This window comes from Emticicia sp. CRIBPO (assembly GCF_009905725.1).
In the GTDB taxonomy this organism is placed as follows: Bacteria; Bacteroidota; Bacteroidia; order Cytophagales; family Spirosomataceae; genus Leadbetterella.
The window spans coordinates 23,596-44,539 of the sequence record NZ_JAAAKV010000016.1 but is presented as its reverse complement, the minus strand read 5'-3'; the positions used below and the strand labels follow the sequence as shown (position 1 = coordinate 44,539).

General features: G+C 41.2%; 15 protein-coding genes. 5 read left to right on the top strand and 10 right to left on the bottom strand.

From position 1 onward, the window contains the following. Positions 1-283: 283 nt before the first annotated feature. Entirely contained in the window at positions 284-2,413 is a 2,130-nt protein-coding gene (locus GVN16_RS24315; protein ID WP_166566572.1) for a PQQ-binding-like beta-propeller repeat protein, read from the bottom strand. Positions 2,414-2,558: 145 nt separating this feature from the next. Here GVN16_RS24315 and GVN16_RS24310 point away from each other — a divergent pair, with 145 nt between their 5' ends. Both GVN16_RS24310 and GVN16_RS24305 read left to right on the top strand, forming a co-directional pair. Then, complete coding sequence (locus GVN16_RS24310; protein WP_166566571.1) at positions 2,559-2,744, top strand: hypothetical protein; 186 nt, start codon at positions 2,559-2,561, stop codon at positions 2,742-2,744. Positions 2,745-3,485: 741 nt separating this feature from the next. Then, entirely contained in the window at positions 3,486-4,355 is an 870-nt protein-coding gene (locus tag GVN16_RS24305) for an ankyrin repeat domain-containing protein (protein WP_166566570.1), read from the top strand. An 890-nt stretch (positions 4,356-5,245) separates the two neighbouring features. Here the strand turns inward: GVN16_RS24305 and GVN16_RS24300 are convergent. Next, entirely contained in the window at positions 5,246-5,938 is a 693-nt protein-coding gene (locus GVN16_RS24300) for a hypothetical protein (protein WP_166566569.1), read from the bottom strand. Positions 5,939-6,199: 261 nt separating this feature from the next. Here GVN16_RS24300 and GVN16_RS24295 point away from each other — a divergent pair, with 261 nt between their 5' ends. Further along, the gene (locus GVN16_RS24295; RefSeq protein ID WP_166566568.1) at positions 6,200-8,527 is read left to right on the top strand and encodes a DPP IV N-terminal domain-containing protein; all 2,328 of its coding nucleotides are present in this window, start codon (positions 6,200-6,202) and stop codon (positions 8,525-8,527) included. 120 nt (positions 8,528-8,647) lie between these two features. Here the strand turns inward: GVN16_RS24295 and GVN16_RS24290 are convergent, their stop codons facing one another. Continuing rightward, positions 8,648-8,851 carry a SymE family type I addiction module toxin gene (locus GVN16_RS24290; RefSeq protein WP_166566567.1) on the bottom strand — a complete coding sequence of 68 codons (204 nt, stop codon included), beginning with the start codon at positions 8,849-8,851 and terminating at the stop codon, positions 8,648-8,650. A gap of 1,513 nt (positions 8,852-10,364) precedes the next feature. On the opposite strand from GVN16_RS24290, the gene GVN16_RS24285 reads away from it, so the two are divergent. Continuing rightward, entirely contained in the window at positions 10,365-10,793 is a 429-nt protein-coding gene (locus GVN16_RS24285) for a helix-turn-helix transcriptional regulator (RefSeq protein WP_166566566.1), read from the top strand. 35 nt (positions 10,794-10,828) lie between these two features. On the opposite strand, the gene GVN16_RS24280 is transcribed toward GVN16_RS24285, so the two are convergent. The 7 genes from GVN16_RS24280 to GVN16_RS24250 form a co-directional block, all read right to left on the bottom strand. Then, positions 10,829-12,568 carry a hypothetical protein gene (locus tag GVN16_RS24280; protein ID WP_166566565.1) on the bottom strand — a complete coding sequence of 580 codons (1,740 nt, stop codon included), beginning with the start codon at positions 12,566-12,568 and terminating at the stop codon, positions 10,829-10,831. A gap of 247 nt (positions 12,569-12,815) precedes the next feature. After that, positions 12,816-13,070: a hypothetical protein gene (locus GVN16_RS24275; RefSeq protein ID WP_166566564.1), complete on the bottom strand. Its 255-nt coding sequence runs from the start codon at positions 13,068-13,070 to the stop codon at positions 12,816-12,818. 125 nt (positions 13,071-13,195) lie between these two features. Beyond that, positions 13,196-14,065: a RelA/SpoT domain-containing protein gene (locus tag GVN16_RS24270; protein WP_166566563.1), complete on the bottom strand. Its 870-nt coding sequence runs from the start codon at positions 14,063-14,065 to the stop codon at positions 13,196-13,198. Next, positions 14,052-16,169: an NACHT domain-containing NTPase gene (locus GVN16_RS24265; protein ID WP_166566562.1), complete on the bottom strand. Its 2,118-nt coding sequence runs from the start codon at positions 16,167-16,169 to the stop codon at positions 14,052-14,054. Before GVN16_RS24265 ends, GVN16_RS24270 begins: the two co-directional genes overlap by 14 nt. 202 nt (positions 16,170-16,371) lie before the next feature. Next, positions 16,372-17,502 (bottom strand): HNH endonuclease domain-containing protein, encoded by a 1,131-nt coding sequence (locus GVN16_RS24260; RefSeq protein WP_166566561.1) that lies wholly within the window; start codon positions 17,500-17,502, stop codon positions 16,372-16,374. Continuing rightward, a complete protein-coding gene (locus GVN16_RS24255) occupies positions 17,503-18,357 on the bottom strand; it encodes an HNH endonuclease signature motif containing protein (RefSeq protein WP_166566560.1) in 855 nt (284 codons plus the stop codon). Between the two features lie 91 nt (positions 18,358-18,448). Then, the gene (locus tag GVN16_RS24250; RefSeq protein WP_166566559.1) at positions 18,449-19,621 is read right to left on the bottom strand and encodes a putative phage abortive infection protein; all 1,173 of its coding nucleotides are present in this window, start codon (positions 19,619-19,621) and stop codon (positions 18,449-18,451) included. 286 nt (positions 19,622-19,907) lie between these two features. Between GVN16_RS24250 and GVN16_RS24245 the strand changes: the two genes are divergently transcribed. After that, positions 19,908-20,609 (top strand): hypothetical protein, encoded by a 702-nt coding sequence (locus GVN16_RS24245; RefSeq protein WP_166566558.1) that lies wholly within the window; start codon positions 19,908-19,910, stop codon positions 20,607-20,609. The last annotated feature ends 335 nt before the right edge of the window (positions 20,610-20,944 follow it).

Sequence of the window (20,944 nt, the reverse complement as noted above, 5' to 3'; positions counted from 1 at the left end):
AGCGATAATACTTTTATCCTGATACAAAAGTATTTTAATTATTCGACTTGATAAAATTAATTTATTTATCAGAAAAGTTATAAATCCTTGAGCGTTCCCGCGAAATTGCCTGCCTTCTTTCAAAAGTGCGTTTTACACTTACCTGCAAACATTTGCACAAATTGTATCAATACTTATAAAATAGTATAAGATATGGATAAAATAAGAGAATCACGACCCGGCTGCTTCCGGTACAAAATATACTGATATCTGACCACCTGACAGCACCGGAACGTACGTTTTATCACAGCCCAAACGCCACATACCTGTCCCCCGACTTGGTCTTTAATTTCCCGCCGCCGCAGGCAATCACCACATATTGTTTGCCATGGACCGAATAAACACTCGGTGAGGCATAACCTGCTGCCGGGAGGGCCGTTTGCCAGAGTATCCGGCCCGTCTGACGGTCTATCGCCCTGAACATCTGGTCTTTGGTGGCAGCGATGAAGATCAGCCCGCCTGTCGTCACGGCCGGGCCGCCGTAGTTGTCTGTACCGGTCGGCGGTATGCCTTTGGCCGTCAGTTCAGGGTATTCACCCAGGGGAATCTGCCAGAGGCGTTTGCCGGTGTTGATGTTGGTGGCCGTCAGTGTCCCCCAGGGTGGCGTGCTGATGGGGTAGCCCTTGCTGTCATACCAGCGGTTATAACCGGTATGCAGATACGGAGATTGTGAAAGGGTCTTCCCGGTGGTTGTCTGAACACTCGTATTCCTGCCTGAAATAAACGCAACAATGGCCTTGCTCTCTGCGGCTTTAAGCTGCGTAAATGCCGGCATCATCCCCCGGCCTTTGGTCAGCAGCTGCAGCATGGCCGCTTCATCATATTTGTCTTTGACCTTTTGAAGTGACGGATAAGTCCCGTCTTCGTTGCCCTCCCGGTTCGCTCCGTGGCAGGCACCGCAATACCGCAGATACAACTGTTTGCCCGACGAAACCGTACTTTCTTCCTTTTTAGGAGCTTCTATCAGTGAACTGTACACCGGGTTTTCTTTGGCCGGAACATACATGATCCCTTTCTCATCCACAGCTGCTCCGCCCCATTGTGCCCCGCCGTCTGTGCCCGGAAAAAACACCGTACGTTGATGCCCCAGCGGGGTAAAAGGCGTGCCTGTGACCGACTTCTTTACTTCAGCCACCAGGGCGTCCCGGTTTTCGGCAAAGCTGTTCACATCCTCTGCCGTAAAACCCTGGCGTGTAAACGGTTCCGGTAACATCGGGATGGGTTGGGTAGGAGAGGCCTTTTCACCCGGGATGGTGGAGGCCGGAAAAGGCCTTTCTACAATAGGAAACACAGGTTTGCCGCTCACCCGGTCAAACACAAAAGTAAAACCCTGCTTGCTCAGCACCGACACCACATCTGTTTTCCTGCCATCTTTCACGATCGTGAACAGGTTCGGCGGTGCAGGGATGTCCCGGTCCCAGATGTCGTGATGCACTGTCTGGAAATGCCACAGTCGCTTGCCTGTCCGGGCATCCAGGGCCAGCAGGCAGTTCGCAAACAGGTTGTCCCCCTTCCGGTTGCCGCCATAAAAATCAAAGGCCGCCGAACCTGTCGGAGCATACACAATGCCTCTTTTCTGGTCAATCGCCATCCCCATCCAGTTGTTGGCTCCGCCCAGGTTCCGGTAATTTTGTTTCTCCCAGGTGTTATAGCCATATTCTCCCGGCCGGGGAATCGTATGAAAAGTCCACATTTTCTTTCCTGTCCGCACATCATAAGCCCGGATATCGCCCAGCAGGGCCGTGGCACTTTCCGAAACCCGCGTGCCGACGATCAGCAGGTTTCTATAGATCACACCGGGTGTGTTTGAAATCACGTACTCATCCGCCCCCGGTCGTTGAAGGCCGTCTATCAGGTGTATTTTACCCTGTGAACCGAATGTCGTCACCGGCTCACCGGTCCGGGCATCCAGGGCATAAAGAAACGCTCCGTAGGCAAAGAAAATCCTTGATACTTTACCATCCGTCCAGTAGGTGACGCCGCGGCTGGTCATGCTGAAGGTCTGGTCTTTGAAGTCTGTTTTCCAGATTTCCTTACCTGTAGCGGCATCCACCGCAAACGCCTGCGACCCCGCCGAAACGCCGTACATCACCCCATCAATAATGACCGGATTACACTGCATCTGCGTCGTGTTTTTCACCGTATCCGCACCTCCGGAAGCATACTCCCAGGCTACCTTGAGCTGACTTACATTGCCGGTATTGATCTGGCTCAGATCCGAAAAATGATTGGCATCATCCCCGCCGTTATAACCCGGCCAGTTGGTGTCTGAGGGTGCTTCTGAGCCTGCAAACAGGCAGAAACATCCCAGAAGAACAAAAGAAAGTCTTATTAAACCCGGGTTTCCGGTCAATCTGGTATTCGGTTGAGGCATAACGGTCAGGCTGAGTAATGTAATTAAGACAAAGCCGGAACACCTCCCGGCCTTTAAAAGCGAATTTAAACAAATACCCGTACTGGACAATAAAAATGCCTTACAGTTTTTTAAAAGACATCCTGACTTAATCCGGTATAACACTTTGAGGCTAAGCTTCTTTGACGCTTACCTGACTATGGCCCGTAAACTCATGATCATCGCAAACGATTTCGGACTGATGGGCTACATTGATGATGCCGTCATCGGCCTCACCCGTAAGGCCAGGCTGCCTGGCACAGGTATAATCTCAATGGATATACCGCTGACCCGAAAAAATCTCTGCGAATGAATCTAAGGAATTCACATCTTTACATGAAACATTTATCGCAGCGAACATTCGACCCTGTTTGGGTCGCAGATTGTTGTAATACATACTTTTCTATAAACATACGACCCGCTTCGGGGTCGGTCGGACGTGAAAATGAATTTACTGCGAATGAATCCAAGGGAATTCACATCTTTACATGAAGCATTTATCGCGGCGAACATTCGACCCTGTTTGGGTCGCAGCTCGTTGTAACCCATACTTTTCTATAAACATACGACCCGCTTCTGGGTCGGTCGGACGTGAAAATGAATTTACTGCGAATGAATCCAAGGGAATTCACATCTTTACATGAAGCATTTATCGCGGCGAACATTCGACCCTGTTTGGGTCGCAGCTCGTTGTAACCCATACTTTTCTATAAACATTCGACCCGCTTCGGGGTCGGTCGGATGTGAAGATGAATTTACTGCTAATGAATCCAAAGGATTCACATGTTTATAGAAAATGTTCATCATGGTGAATTTCCGACCCTGAATGGGTCGCACGTGCTTGTAGAATACGCTTTATGCGGATAACACCCGGGTTGAATTTTTATTAGTTTCAGTAGCTATGAAAATTTCAAACCTCTTGTGATCAGCTCGTTTTCTCTTCCTCCCCATAAGCCGGGCGGGCTTTTTCCCCGTCCGACATAACTGCCAGGCCGGGCAGGCTTTTTCTTTTTTCCTTTCTCGTGCATATCTTTATAGAAGAAAAGAACGCCTGATGAAAAACACCGACATCAAAGACCCCGTATTTCTTGCCGCCGTGGAAGCCATCGACTCGGGAAATCTTCCTTTATTGAAAGAACTGGTGGAGCTTCATCCCCGGCTCGTTACCGACAGGCTTGATGCTCCCGAACCCGGATATTTCCAGCACCCGTATCTGCTCTGGTTTGTGGCAGATAACCCCATCAGGATAGAAGCAACCCCTGCCAATGTCACCGAAGTAACCGCTTTTCTTATTGAGCAGGTAAAAAAGCAGGCCCCCGATACCTGCCAGTTTCAGCTGAATTATACCCTCGGGCTTGCGTCCACGGGGCGTATATTGAAAGAATGCGGCACCCAGATTGCGATGATTGATATCCTCATCGACGCCGGGGCTGTGCCGGGCGGAGGTGCCGGTGCACTGGCCCATGGCAACCCCGAAGCCGCCGCCCACCTGATCAGGAGAGGAGGGGAGCTGACCCTCAGTACCGCCGTAGGACTCGGCTGGAAAGACGACGTCATCCGGATGACACCGCTGGCAGACAAAGGAGAACAGGCCGCGGCCCTTGCCACCGCAGGTTTTTATAGCAACACTGACATGGTATCCCTGTTGCTCAGCATGGGTGTCGACCCCAATGAATACCCCTCACCACAAAGCGGATTCCATCACCACGCCACGCCCCTGCACCAGGCCGTGTTCTCGGGCTCAATCGAAGCCGTAAGGCTGCTGGTGGAAGCGGGAGCCCGGCTCGACCTGAAAGACAAAATCTACCACAGCACACCCCCCGGCTGGGCCGGATATATGCTCACCGACGAAAACCTCGATGAAATCACCAGGAACAAATTCACCCTCATCGCCGAATACCTGCGGAGTAGGGCAGAAGGCTGATCTTTTAACAGAATGAGACAGATTTACAATTTACAAATTGTAAATCGTTTTGGTAGTTAGCTCTTTTTCTCATGTCGGTTCGCCTTTTTCTTCTTGTTGGTTTGTCCTTTCTGTTCTTGTTGGTTCTTCCTTTTTCAATTTGTCAGCTCGAGCCCAAATGAGAACGGGAGTTCGAAGTTTGCCAGCGTAGCTGTCGAGAACAGCTACTTCACGTTTAGTATGTTGGAGTGCAGCTTACTGCTAAAAATTATGACATCATCCCGCTTCTCGAATCCGCTACCATTGACGTATTTGCTTAAATTTCTGTTTATCAGCAAGATACCAGAAGGTTGATCATCTACCTTGCAAATGAATTACTAAAGGGTTTTACTTTTTTTTGGCTGAAAAAAAAGTAACAAAAAAAACAGCAAAAATTCTAACTCACAAATCTGAAAACTTTTCCTTTTGAAGATAACATTACGCAGTTTTCAGCTTTGCTCAAACAGAGAATTTTTATATTGGATATTATTTCTTTTTAATTTATAAACTTGACAAGTAAGATCAAAAGAAGCTTAGTTAAATTTGCCTCACATCAATGTGTATCATTTTTTACGAAATTGGAAAATATAAATTGACATTTAATTATCAATTTTGGCTGCTTTAAATGTCCCGGAGGGACAAAATATCTGTAAAATAGCCTGATTCAAGATTCAATCATCCCGGCGGGATGAAATATCAATGCAAATAGTTTTTAAGACATATTGACCCTCCGTTCGACCTGTCCGAAATTTGTCAGTTCGAGCGACAATCCGAAATCCTGCACATCCGTAATCCTGTCCCCAACAACAAAAAAAGGATATCCGCCATTCAGCAAATACCCTCTTCCGTGTAAAACAATTTAACCCCTTATTTCACAAGTCCTTATAGTGCTCAATCTCAAAATGATCCACCTTGCCGTTCTTGAAAAACGTCTTCACCACATCCATACCCGTGGCCGTTTTATAGCCGAAATACCATTGCGGCGACAGCCCCATGCCCGGGTCGTAAGCCTTGTCTACGTTTTTGGTCATTAAGAAAATGCGTTGAAATTTATTCGAATATTTGGCCGTTCTGCTGATAGTCAGCAACTTGGCCTGAAGGTCCTCTGCTTTATCACCCACCCTTACAGACGATTTGCTGTTGGCTCCTGTCGGCCACTGGTTCAGTTTCTTGCCGCTGTTCAGATAGATCACCTTCACTTTACCGCTTTCCAGCGTTATCTGCACCCCCGTATCTGTGCCCCTGGATTCATCCAGTAAAAGGTAGCTGTACAAAGGAATCCTGCCGCGGAGGCTCGTCACATCCAGAACAAAATTGCTCACCACATTGATATAATCCACCCCTTTGTTTGGGCGGAGCGACTGGATGATGTCATACGTTTTTGCGGCGTCTTCTCCGATGCTGATGCCCAGGTAGGCTCCCGTAAACACACTGTCTCTCCCGGCATAGTTGTTGACAGGCGAGGTCCGCTGAGGATCCGTTTCCGGGTCCACCACGGCGTCGGTCTTACAACCCGAAACCGCTAAGGCTAAAACAAAAAAGGTAAAATAAAAGCTAGTTTTCATAAGGTAAATTTGGTTGATTTTTTCTTTATAGAGCATTTCAGGGCCGTTTTGGTTGGAACATCCCCTCAAAAAACACCATCTTTCTTCTGCCGCCGGCCTGGTCTGTTTGTATTATTTCCGGAGTTTACAAAACCCCGCCCTGAATTTTGCCCCTTATCTGCAAATCCCCGCTTTATAACGTTTGGAACTGCCGCTATTTTGTAGTATTATTATTGTGTTAAAATCATTTCTTCATCCTGTTAAAAAAAACGATAACATTACATGAACAAACCTTTACCATTGCTGGCGGCTGTGATGATGGCATTTACTGCCTCTGCCCAGCAGGCTAAGACTTTAACGGCCAAAGACTACGACCGGGCCTCGGAGTTTGTCTACAACACCGACCAGTTCATTGACCGCGGCAGCATCCGGCCCAACTGGCTCGCTGACGACCGGTTCTGGTACACCGTTTCTGACGCCAAAGGCACCGAGTTTATCCTCGTTGACCCCGCAAAGAAAACCCGGACCCCGGCCTTTGATCACCAGAAACTCGCCGCGGCACTCTCCAAAGCCAGCGGCAAAACCTACACGGCCGACAAACTCCCGTTTCAGAGCATCAGCTTCACGGCAGACGGTAAAGCAGTCACCTTTCCTGTTTCCGGCAAAAAGTGGAAGTATGATTTAAAGTCCGGCCAGGTGACAGAAGACAACACTCCTGAAACCCCTGCCCGAGAAACCGATAATGCCGCCCCCGCCAGAGGCCGCAGAAGTGCGGAGATATTATCGCCCGACGGTAAAAAACTGGCCTTCCTCAAAGACCATAACCTTTGGGTGAAGGATGTGGCCTCCGGCAAACAGACCCAGCTCACCACCGATGGCGTCAAAGACTTCGGCTATGCCACCGACAACGCCGGCTGGAAATCAGGCGACGGCCCCATCATGCGTTGGTCGCCGGATTCAAAGAAGATCGCTACCTTTAAACAAGACCAGCGAAACGCCAGCGACATGTACCTCGTGACTACTAACGTTGGTAAGCCTACGCTCAAAGCCTGGAAATACCCGCTGCCCGGAGACAAGGAAATCATCATGATTCACCGGGTCGTCATCGACGTCGAAAATCCTAAAGTCGTCACCCTGCAGATCGCCCCCGACCCTCACAGGGCCACTTTGAGCGACGACATCGCCAGCAGCGGCACTTTTGACGATATCGACTGGAAAGCCGACGGCTCTGAGGTGGCCTTCCTTTCTACCTCCAGAGACCACAAGCAGGAGAAATTCCGCATTGCCAACACCACCACAGGGGCCGTCAGAGAGGTTTTTGAAGAAACCGTCAAGACCCAGTTCGAATCAGGCCGCGGAGCCATCAACTGGCGTTACCTGGCCGCTTCCAACGAAATCCTCTGGTATTCTGAGCGTGACGACTGGGGCCATATGTACCTCTATGACGCCACCACAGGTAAACTGAAAAACCAGATCACCACCGGCAACTGGCTCGTGGCCCGGCTGCTGAAAGTCGACGAAAAGAACAGGACCCTCTATTTCATGGGCCACGGCCGTGAGCCCGGTCAGCCTTATTACGGATATTTCTATAAGATCGGCTTTGACGGCAAAGGCCTCACCCTGTTGTCGCCCGCCGAAGGCAACCATACCATCACCCTGGCCCCTTCAGGCAACTATTTCCTCGATACCTATTCACAGCCCGATGTACCCCCTGTGATGGAATACCGCGACATGAACGGTAACCTCATCACTCCGCTTGAGAAAACCGACATCAGCAGGTTGCTGGCCAAAGGCTGGAAAGCCCCGGCCCCGGTGAAGCTCAAAGCCCACGACGGCAAAACCGACATCTACGGCCTCGTGCTTACCCCTTCTAAAATGGAACCCGGCAAAAAATACCCTGTCGTCAATTACATCTATCCCGGTCCACAGGGCGGCAGTGTCCGCAACTGGTCCTTTGCCGCCGCCAGAAGCGACCACCAGGGCCTCGCAGAGCTGGGCTTTATCGTCGTGCTGATCGAAGGCACCAGCAATCCCTACCGCTCCAAGAGCTACCATGACATGAACTACGGCAACATGGCCGAAAATACCCTCCCTGACCAGATCACCGGCATCAGGCAGCTGGCTAAGACCTTCCCGATAGACACCAACAAAGTCGGCGTCTGGGGCCATTCAGGCGGAGGTTTTGCCGCCGCAGCAGCCATGTTCCGTTATCCTGATTTCTATAAAGTCGGCATATCAGAATCCGGCAACCACGACAACCGCAACTATGAGGACGACTGGGGAGAACGCTACAACGGCCTTGCCGAAAACGCCGACTACGAGGCACAGGCCAACCAGAACTACGCCAAAAACCTGAAGGGCAAGCTCATGCTCGCCCACGGGATGATGGACAACAACGTGCCGCCTTACAACACCCTGCTGGTGGTAGACGCCCTCATCAAGGCCAATAAAGATTTTGACCTCATCATGTTTCCGGGCAGTGCCCACAGTTTCGGGCAGTTTTCGCCCTACATGATGCGTCGCCGCTGGGATTATTTCGTCCGTTACCTCGCAGGCTCAGAGCCCCCTGCCGAATACCAGGTAAACGCCCCCGTGATGCGGATGCCATAAAAGATACCGTTGAGCAGGAATGTGAAGCGGTAAACCATATAAGCCCGGGTTTCGGCCCGGGCTTATTTGCTTCTGCGATGCACACAGCAGCACTATCGTTACGTTAGGTGAGTAGATGAATCATTGAGGCGTTGCCGCGGGAGTCACCACGATCCTCCCTTCCTCGAAAGCGACATCGACCGTGCCCCCTTTCAAAAAGCCGATTTCCTGGAGCCACTGCCCCTGCAGGATAATCTGCGGCACCAGCACATACCTCCGGTGATACAAAGTCGCATGAAGAAAAGCTTTGCTGTAGACTTTCAGTTGACGTGTTTGTTTTGACATAATCATTGTGTTTTATTTCCACAAATCTCGCCCCCACGCCCCTGCTGCACCATCCCCCCGGAGGATAATATACTGAACGATTTTGAGTAAATTACCTCTTCTCTATAGCTCAAAACCATTAAAGAATTAAGCTCATTAAGAAGACATTAAGCCAATCGGCGATAAAAAAAGAATAGCCAGAAAGACACAAAGAAAGCATAAAATCAATCGACGAAAAAGAATAAAAGACAAATGAACCATCCAAACCAAAAATTCTCTGTCTGAGCAAAGCCGAAAATTCCCAATGTTAAGATTTTCAGTACTTAATTTTAGGATTTGTGAATTAGAATTTTGAATGTTTTTTTGCGGAACGCCGCCCGGTTACTTTTTTTTCGAAAAAAAGTAAGACAGAGAAAAAGGATAGAAACGAATGAACCATCCAAACTAAAAATTCTCTGTCTGAGTAAAGCTGAGAATTCCCAACGTCAAACTTTTCAGTAGCTAATTCTCAGATTTACGAGTTAGAATTTTTGCGGCTTTTTTTGTTACTTTTTTTTCCGCCAAAAAAAAGTAAGACAGAGAAGAAGAGATATCGAAGTCCAAGCCCCCGCTGCACCTTTTCAGTAAAAATACATCTTAAATACCCTTTAATCCCCTCCTCTTCTCATAAAACAAAACCAAATTCATTAGAAATACCCCAATAACCGGAATCAAAAGCAAAGCTAATAAGATCAATTTCCTGATGATATCCCCCTTAAAGTAAAATATCTGAATTAAGCCCACAATAAAGGCGACCGTACAAAATGACAGAAAGGCCGTTGCTTGTGTTTCTGTAACAGAAATGAATAAGATGTTCATAATTAGTTGTTTTATGGTCTGACGCACGCCCCAAGGAAGCTACCAACACACTTCCCATAAACTTAGCACATCCTGCTGAAATGAAATTACAGCGTCTCGAAAATTGTCCAAAACAGCCATGAAACAATTGAGCCTATCAACGATAAAAGAAAATAGCCACGAGGACTCTAAGGCACAATTCTTTCACTCAGAATTAAAACCATGAAGAAATTCAGACCATTAAGAAGCCATGAAGCCAATCGACGCAAAAAGAATAACAGAAAAGAACCATCCTGCGGATCGCCGCCCGACGGAGTGCCGCTCAGTAACTTTTTTTCAAAAAAAGTAAGGCAGAGAAAAAGTATTTGCGTTGAAAGAAACTATTAGCAGCCAGAAAGCTAATCGACGATAAAAGAAATAATGTCTTAAGTATGAACCATCCAAACCAAAAATTCTCTGTTTGAGCAAAGCTGTAAATTCCCTATTTTAAAAATTTAGTATATAATTTACAGATTTGTGAGTTAGAATTTTTAATGTTTTTTTTGTTACTTTTTTTTCGAAAAAAAAGTAAGGCGAGAAGAAAGAAAGCGAAGTAAAAGAAAAGCAAAATGCTAAAATACCTAGCTACATTTCAATTCGATAATTGCTAAATTGCATTCAATTTCATACCTTGTTCAAAAAAAAACAACATAAAAACATGCAATCTAAAACAAAACCCTCCCGCATTCATGAAGGCCGTAACATCAAACGTTTCCGTGAGATGCTCGGCATTAAACAGGAAGCCCTGGCTTTCGAACTGGGCGACGAGTGGAACCAAAAGAAAGTATCCATCCTTGAGCAACGCGAAACCGTAGACGACCGCGTCATGAAGCAAGTCGCCGACGTACTCAAAATACCGGTAGAGGCCTTCAGGAACTTTGATGAGGAGCAGGCGATTAACTTTATTTCTAATACCGCATCTTTCGAAAACTGTCAGCAACCTGCCTTTTTCAATAACCAACCTACCTTTAATCCTCTTGACAAACTAATAGAAGCCTTCGAAGAAATCAAACGTCTTAACGCCGAAGTGATTAAAGTGAAAGATGAGCAGATTGCTTTGTTGGAGAGGATGTTGGGGGGGAGGTGATTTTTTTCTAATTTATCGATACTCGATAGTTATTGTTAAATGAAAATATCTTGTATTAATTTCTTAATTGTTAAGTTTTCCAATTTGGATGCTACTGGAGAAACATTGTCATGATTTTCTTTCCAATGCATTCCTTCATTGTAAATAATTCCGAGTAAATAATGTGATTCTGGAGAAATAAATCCCATATCTTCTACCTTTTCCAATTTGTTTCTAGTTTTCTTGGTTTCAAGAAATGTAGTCTTTGATTCGGCACTTTGTAATTTATTAAAGGCTATTTCTTCAATTTTGACTCTTAGTGCTCCGCAAACAGAAAAAGGGCAGTATACTCTACCATCTAAATAATTTCTTACCTCTGTTTGTAAAAAAATATTAAAATTTTCTCCCTCTCCCCATAATTCTGGAATTCCCAAGGTCCTGAATTCGGCTCTTTTATTTATGTTTTCATTGTTATAGTGTAACAAATATTTTGCAACATCGTCCTTAATTGTTGGATCTTCACGTTTTCGTAATAATCTTACGATGTTATTATTTACTTGAATGATAGATTTATCAAGGTAATATACTTTTTGGTTGCTAAATGCGAAATTCTTAAAGTAGTTAGGGTTTAAATGGGTTAGAATTAGGGGATAAATTTTTCTTCCTGAAGAATCGAATTCCTTAATGAAAGTTGTAATATAGTATTGTGCTGCTATTAAATTTGCATCATCTAAATAATCAAAAACCTCATCTATTATAAGAATGTTTGTAGGTTTTCGTAATTTCCTTTTTGCCTTAAAAAGCATTGATATAAAAGTTAAAATGTCTCTCTGTCCATTGGAAATTTGAATTGCTTTTGGGAATCTGACTATAAGTTTTCCTCCCGTTTCACTTGATCGGATATTTTTCCAAGTAGAGTTAAATGTAGTGAGTGTGGAATCAAACCTCTCCTTATCTAGAAGGTAGTTTCGGTAAATGCACGCATTCTTGAAATTCCCAGCGTCTTGATTGTAAAGCCAAATGAGCTGAATAGCAGCTAAATAACTTTTTGTTTCTGAATTATACCCAATGTCAAGTTGACTAATAAAATTGCCAATTTCCTTTAAGTGGTCAATTTGTTTTAAATCTGATAATCGATTTGCTGTTATCCAATCAATTAATGCTGTTTCTGTTCCATTTTGATTGTTAATGTCTTCAATAATTGTATTAATTTTTTCCTGAATTCTAACTCTATTTGCTTTTTCTAACGAAGAGTATAGTTGACTTAACCCTTCGATTAACTTTAAGTTTGTTAATTGAGCCTTTAAGTTTGGGAGTACTTTTGAATTTTGACCGAATTGAGTTTGAATATTTCTAAAAGAATAACTAAATGAAGTATTTGCAGGAATGCGGTCAATCAATACAACATCTTCAATTACTAATGTAGCCTTAGCATTCGCAAAACCACCAAAAGTTGAAGCGTTTCCTTTTGGTTTTGTCTGATTATTGATTACAAAGTAATCAATTTCACTACTTATTGTGTTACTCGAATTTGTTGCTTCAAGTTGAGAACTTGTACCATCAGCCCTTAAATATTCTATGCTGATCTTTGGTTCATTTAACGGATCTTCTTTATAGTAATCGTCTTCATTTAACATAATTCTGTTATTATTCATCGAATTAAAAGCTGTTGCTAATGAACTTTTACCAAAACCGTTAGGGGCTACCAAAATACTTGGTTTGTTGGGATGGATATCTAGCTCAAATCTTTTTAGATCAATTCCTTTAATATTTCTAATTTCGATTACTTTTAGCATGACTTTGTTGTTTGAAGTTTACCATTCTCCATTACTCTTTGAAATTTCTGCTCTTTTGAACATACCATTTTTTGCTGCTTCTATATCTTCAAAAGGGCATTTTTAGTAATTTATCTCTTATCTTTATTTGTTTCCTTATCTCTATAAATTAGTAAAAGACAACCTTTTTTAGTTAAAAAAGTGTTGTCATTTTGGCTTGTTTTCTATTGCTTTTTACTCCGATTGGATAATTTTCTTGCTCGATTTTTTAACTCTTGCTCACGCCTTCCAGGTTTGCATAATCTTCGGTCATTTTTCTGCTATAGTTAAATCCAACCCTAAACACTTCACCAACTTCTTCATTTTCTACGATATGAACGTACCGGATTTTTTCGTTTCCGCACATCATGCAGGTTTCATATTCGGTCTCCGATTCTTTTTGACCTTCTTCGCGAATATCAATTACATCTATCAAAGTCCACCCTTTGTGGGGGATGCTATTTCTGTTCCAATAATTTGCCATAAATAATTGTTAATTACTTTACATTTTAGAAATAGATAGTGAATTAAATATGTACAATATATTTTGATGCGTTTATTGATGATCATAATTCTTAGTTCAGTATAATAGGAAATGGATTAATACAATTACTTGAAAAGTACTTTAGGTGTATGAACATCTAAGCTCTCGTCTTTTAAGAATTTATGATTTAAGAAAAGAACCAAGTTGTTAATTGTAAGTGGAAATCTTTGAGCTTGATATGCTATTTTATTTAGAAAATCTTCTCTTTCGAGCTTGAAAATATTTTTAAAAAGTTGTGGACTCTGACTGATTACTTGACGTATTTCAGGTCTCAGATCTTCATCTCCCGAAAATCTCAGTCTAAATTTTGTCCTTATCATTGCATCAATACTTTGACTTTTATAGTGATCATATGACAATTGATTAAATAGTGAAATTATCGACCAATCCTTTGTTTCTAAAGCAGCTAATATCCCGTTGAAAGTACGTGACATATTGATTTGATTATCCCAGTGTCCGGGGAATTTATATCTCAGATCATGGTCTATCTCATGCCATCCTTCAGAGAATACTGTTCTTAACTGAACTTCAAAAGTTGAATCAATCAATTTGTTTGGGATTAGTTCTCTAAATTCTGAAATAAACTCGTCCGGTATTCTAAACACTAAGTTTGTTCTCTGAGGTTTAAATTCTGTCGTAGTTTTTTCATCTACCATTTCATCAAGATAGTATCTCTCATGCTTATTTTTAAGAAAGGAATAAAAAAAATCTAAATCATCAGAAAAATAGAAGACGATTCTGATTCCAATTATATCCTGCAGCAATTTTCCCGTGCTTTCATATTTTTTAAAATTTATTTTCTTTCGAACAGAGGAATTCGTTTTACACCTTTGGAAGATCCGATGAAAAATCCCAATTTTTAATAGATCGTCTTCTATAATTTCACAAACGTTTTTTGCTAGACGATCAAGCCCCATATTACTACTGTCTCTCATAATCATTTACAAGATTTCTAATTTCATTAATTTTATTCATATTAAACTCAATGTGATTGCCTCTAACAGATATCAAGTTCTTTAAAACTAACTCATTTATCGAATTGGTGATAGCTTTGACAGATTTTCCATCTATCATTCTTATCAAACCACTTATTAAATGTTTCTTTAATTGAGCAAAGTTCCACATATATTGTAAGATGATAAGTTGTGTTTCTATGTTATCATCTTGCACAAAGTCATCTTGATATACAGTTTCAATTAAGATATTACTATTAATTTCTCGGCAACCAATGACATTAGCATTGACATAAAATCGGTCTAGAAAGTCTTCCGACGTATTGCACGCATTAAATTCGCAGTTTATGAAAGTCACATTTTTAAAAATTTCATTGTTGAAAAGACACTTTTTAAAAATACAGTTAATGAAAACCGTGTCCTCGATCCTAAAGCCCTCGAATCGCACGTTGTAGAATGTTGTTTCTTTTACATCGAGACTATTATAATCTCTTTTAAGAGAATTTTGAAGAATCAAATCAAAATTAAAAAGAGAATATAACGTAAACTTGCCTTCAACTTCTTGAATTCTACTCCACAGTTCATTTTTCATAAGTGGGCTGTGAACCTTGAATGCTGTCACGGCTAACTCAATCATGTAGACTGATGGACATAGAGAGTCATTAATTAACCCCTGTTCTATAATTATTTCTCCTATGAAAATACCGAAAACAAAATCATTTATAAATCCAATTTCATTTCCTTCTCTTCCTTTTCTATCAAGTAGAGCGTGAGTTGCCAGCGTATCAACTAAACTTTCCAATGTCGGTTTTTCAAGATATAAGAGTCTGATTTGTTCAAGTAGTTTTGAATTTTGTTCCTTAATCATTTCCTTGAAGAATTCCTTACTTTCGAGTTTTGTATCGAGCTCAATTAGGAGCTTAACTACATTTTTGAAAACTTCGAATTGATTTTGAGGAGTCATTAATAAATTTTGACGTTCCCTTTCCCTTTCTAGCATTTTTTCGAAGTAATTGTTTACTAAATTCTCACTGCTAGATATTTCATTTTCGAAATCTTTTAGACTGATATTTTTTAAGAAGGAAAGTATTACAGGATTAGAAATAGCGTCTAAATGTATGTTATGTTTTTCTAAAAGTTCACATCTCTCTTCGCCTAGCCAGTCGATTATTCTGGGTTCTTTAATTGAGATTCTTAAGACCTCGAAGGAATTTTTCCATCGACTTTTCCATTTGTCAAATTCAGGTCCATTAAAGATTGCCGTTTTTCTGGTTGTTAGAATTATTTTGGCGTTCTTTTGAAGAAGATTGCCAATAGTGTTTAGCATTGGTTCTACTTCTTCAAGGTTAGAGATATCGGAATCTAGACTAATTTTGGAAAGAAGTTCATCGAATCCGTCAATTATTACAGGTATCCTCCCTTCATTAATTTCCTTGATAACAAGATTTGAATTTAAGGTTTGAAATTCGTTATCAATTTCATCTAGAAGAATATATCTAAATATTTTAGCATCGCGATTTCTTGATAATTCTGTGATGATTGGAATTTTATTCATAGAATTATCTTTAACCATCTCTCTCAATAATTCAAAAGCAGTACTTGTTTTTCCGTACCCCGCTGCAGCTTCAATTATCGTTAAATGAGGACCTTGAAAATTTAGGATATTGTAAAGGATATTGGATATAAAACTATTTCCGCTGGGCTCATTTTCATAAATTTCATATGGACATGTGATGTACTTATACTGATTACCGAATAGGTTATGTGTTTGTTTTTTTTCAAATTCCTTGTGTTTTTTTCTCAACCTTTCAAGGGTAGCGTCGTAAGAAAAGAAGCTTTTGAATAACTCATTTTCTGCTTCTTCAAGGCATGTTAAGTTTTTTATTGTAGTTGCAAACCCAGCCTCTGAATAGATATTTTTTATGTTTTCAGCATTGGAAATAGTTTCAGGGTCATTTTTTAACGGAATAATATCTGCTCCAAAATATCTTCCTTTTTTATACAAAAATACCGGGACGTTAATGTTTGAGTTGTCTACCTCAAAACCATAGGTCTTATAGATTTTTTCTAGTTCAATTTTTTCCATTGATGTATGAAAGCTATATAAGCATACTTTTGAGTTGATTTACCTTATAGAAATTTACTCTTCACTCTTGGATATCTTTCGAAATAATACTTGTGGAAGGTATTTAATATTAAAAGGTAGCATCTATTGTTTAAATACATAGAAAGTCTTTTGCAATAATACAATTTTTATAATTAATTGCATATATGATATTAATATTTTATTAAATTCTCCATCCCTCATACCCCCTAACCCCAATCAAATATTTAGAAGTATTAACTAACTGTTCAAAAGAATCAATCTGCCAATTGTCTTTTGGTAAGTTGCCTAACAAGGAAATCTGAACCTGATCTAAGAAAGTATCTTGCTGTTTTAGACAGATTAATTCCCAATAATGGATAATAAGGTCTTTAGCTCTATTCAAAGCTTCTGGAGAAGGAATTTTGTCCCTTTTTCTATTATTAATAGCTGGTTTAGCCGGTAATAGATTCCATAGATCGTTGTTTTTGAATATCGAAAAGGGTATGATGTGGTCTATATCGTATTTGGATATAGTTTCCCCTGTCCATACACAATGCACCTGTCCATTACTTTTGATAAGGTCTTTATAATGGCTTTTTGAGTTTGATATTTCTCTTTCGGTGATAGGACCTTTTAGCATTTCATGAAGGGCCTTTTCTGTTGAAAGTTTTTGTTTACGGGCACTAATTTTACTAGCACCGACAGAGAACTCCGCCCATTTAAATAAGATATTGTCTCTTCCGGCGAGAAAGCCTCCCAATATTTTGAACGCTTCATAGTATTCTTTGGGAATAGTGAAGTATCCGAAGCTTTTTATCATCCAGTGCAAATTTTGTTGTGTCGTATTTCTGACGGGCTTACCTGCACGATACTTAAAAATAGGATATTCACCTTCTGAAATACTCCCACCGATATATCTCATCGGCATTTGAGTGATCGTGTCTTTGATCTTTCTGGTAAGAATGAAAAAATGCTGATTAATTTCAAAACTGATGTTCTTAGTCCTGATTTCATTGTAAAAAACTGAAATACCGCCACGAAGTTTATAAAATTCGATAATTTGCTTAAGCTGTTCATGAAATGCATTTCGGGAGTTTTTACCATTGATTTGCGGGATATAAAGCTCACTTTCAAAAAGTGGGTAATAGTAAATCAACCATTTTTCAATGAGCAATCCCAAAGGAATTTCAACTTCATTTTCTTTTACTACTATGTAAGGAGAGTTGTCTTGTATAATGTCTATTACTCCCCTCAGCAAAGCAAATTTGTAAGTAGTAAATTTACTATCTCGCTCAATGATCTTACTGATATTTGAAAAAGTTTCTGTAGTCATTTAAGGAAGGTCATTTATTCTTACTTTTCTACCAATAATAGCCTTTAGTTCAATTTGGATTTCCTCCCTCCTTTGACCGAAATGTGCCTCTCGATGACAATTTGGGCAAATAGCAGCAACATTCTCAGGGAGATCAACGCCGTCGTCAGCTAAACGCAAGATATGATGCACTTCTAAAAAAGGAACGGCTTCTTTAGATTTAAACGGAGCCTCTTTTTTACATAATTCACAAAATCCTTTGGCCCTAGCAAGTGCATAATCCTTCACATACTTAATTCTCGTCCTATATTCGACTACGCTTAATCTTTTCCCTTGTTTTTGTTCATTAACGGCGGTTAAAATCTTTTGTTGAAGACTCTCTAGAGAGGTTACCCTATCAGCTACTACTAACGGTATGATTCCATCTTCATAAACATTTTTCGCAGGGGTGAGATGAAACCTCAACAACCTATCATTTTTTCTTATTCCATCTTTTGGAACGTAAAATTCATAAAAACTAAGGCTGAATATACCTTCAAATCGGTATAGTTTTCCTCTTCCGCCTCTTTCTTTGATCTCTTTACTTTTTGGTGTTCGGGCTTCAAATATTAAAATATCTTTCTGTCCGTTGATTATTATGGCATTAGCTGCCTTATCAGTTTTTTGATCTCCTTTAGAACCTTGACCTGTATAATCCCATGATCCGTCATCATTTTTCGTGTCGACGTATCCTGAGTTTATTCCATGTTCTCCCCCGGATGTAATGATAACACAATTGGGCTCTCGATTTCCCCAAATAATACCAGATTGTATTTGTTTACTTCCGACAAAATTCAGTAACTCCTTTCGATCATATTCACGGCCAATTTCAAACATATTTATAAATCTTTCACCTGTATTGATAATGTTATTTTCAGTGTGGAAGAACTATAAAATTGGAGCTATAACCAATTTGGATATATTATGGCTACGCAATTTTGGAGCCAGAAATATTTTCCTCAATTTCGGCTTTGTTTTCTAAGTTCATTTCAGGATAATAATGTGAGACAATAATTTCATCTTTGAAGATTACATCATTGGGAATATTTTCAAGGAAATCATATAAAGTAATTAGTCTTTTGCTTGGTTCAGTTTCTTTTGAAGGCTCTTTAGGCATCTCTAGTTCCCACTTTCTACCGTAAAACGAGACGCTGTAATAGAAAATTAACTTTTGCTCAAATGTTGAAAGTTGAGCTTTGAGAAGGTTAATGTTTTCTTGCTTTTCTTCATGGCTTAGGTCACTGTTATCGTTTATATAGTTTAAAGTCTGAAAAATATTCCTGAAATAATGACCAAGTCTAAATTGATGACCTCCATAATATTTGTCGAATTTAATTGTTGATTGGTAAATTGAATCGAATAGTTTACGATAGATTTTTGCTGTAAAGGCTTCGAAATCTTCTTCTGAATAAATATTTACTTCATCTATACTTTCTTTAGTTAGGTGATCAAGGAACTCTTTCGATTTGCTTTTCCAATCTCTCCAAAAAAATGACTCCTTTTTAGGCTTTAATGCTGCCAGGGCAATAGCAGTTTCATAGAGATTAGGTTTATATCTGCCATCAAAAACTTTACTAAGTGTATCTCTATCTTGACTACTTAAACCAGTAAGTAAAATGCTAAATACTATATCTATTTTTGCATAATTTTTGAAGTTAATTTTTCTTTCTTTTAGTTGACTGTTTTCCTTCAAGTCTTTCAAATAGCTGACAACATATATTTCTTCTTCTTCGTATTTTTTAAATAGTGGAGATAGTTCTTTAAAAAGCTCAATAAAATCGAAGTCAATTACTTTAAATACTTTCTTACCTTCATTTCGAATTATAAGTTCTTCCTTTCCTTTTTGATTCCGGTCTTTTGTAGTAAAGACAAGATCCGATACGTTTTCTTTATGAAATTTTATCATTTCAAAATATCGAGTTTCGAAACGTTCCTTTTTAAAAGATGCTCTCTGTTCTATTAAATTAATAAAAAGAAAGATTAAAGCCGCTAATGAAATTAATGTTCCGATGACACCACCGAAATAGTCACCGAATTGTCCAGTTGCTTCAAAATTTATGGGTTGCTTAAATGCAATTTCCCAATCTCTTGATGAAAACAATAACAAAGAAATTAGTATGATTACACAGATAGATAAAGATACTATAATTATTATGTAAGCGGTTCTAGGTTTCATGGTAAGGTAAATATAATCGTGTAAATATATATACGACATTGATAGATTTTTAGTTTTTCTGAAATTATTCTCCTTTCACCCCACAATTTCAAATCCCCTCCCCCCGTTTATCCACACTAGATTCACTTCCCTCACTTAATGGAGTAGGGGTGAGCCTGCACACTTGAATAGAATTCTTATATTTTTTACTCAACTAAATACAAACAAACAAATGGCAAACGAACCCAATTCCGGTCATGTCAAAAACGTTTCATCGTTTGAATCCCTCGTAACTTTCTGTGCAGACTACGGCTCTGCCTACCAACCCTCAAAGAAAAGCCTTAGCTTTGACAACCTCCGCAGCGTACTTGAATCCGCCACAAGCTGTATGAACGACTGCAAAGCAAAGGAAATCGCTTATGACAACGCCGTGGATGGCCGCATCGAGGCCTTTAAGAGTCTCAAAGGCCTCAGCACGAAGGTCGTCAATGCCTTGAAAGTATCGGAGGGAATTTCAAACCAGATCAACGAAGCCGCCCGGACCATCAACCACCGCGTGCAAGGCACCCGCCCGACTTCTGAAACTAAAGTAGTATCAAGCTCTAAACAGGGTTTTGACGAACGTATCGCCGAGTTTGCGGGCCTTGTGGAGCTCGTCAAAAGCCAGCCGACCTACCAACCCAATGAACCTCATCTCAAAACGGAGGGTTTGGAAGCCCACCTCGCCATGCTGAAAGCCTCCCATGGGGCCATCAACCAGGCTTACACCGAATGGGAAAGCTGCCGGGCCCGCAGAGACGGGATCCTTTACGCACCCGGCACCGGGATGGTGCCCGTGGCACTGGATGTAAAAGATTATCTGAAGACCGCTTTCGGAACAGACACCTCGCAGTATCTCCGGGTTAAAAAACTAAAATTCAGAAACGCAGATTAATCAACAGAGGTTTCAGGCCCCCGGCCTGAAACCTCCCTTTCACTTTTCAGGGTCAGGTGTCCTATGCCCCGAAGGCCCGCTAAAGCCGGATTTGACACAGTTCTTTATACACTCCCCCTTACTTCCCTTTTGAGCCTCCATTCACCCCCGGTCTGTTGACCGCACGGACAGATACAGCAACCGCACGCACAGTTATAGCAACCGCACGGACAGATATAGTAACCGCACGCATAGATATAGCGACCACACGGACTGATATAGTAACCGCACGCACAGATATAGCAACCGCACGGACAGATATAGTAACCGCACGCATAGATATAGCGACCGCACGC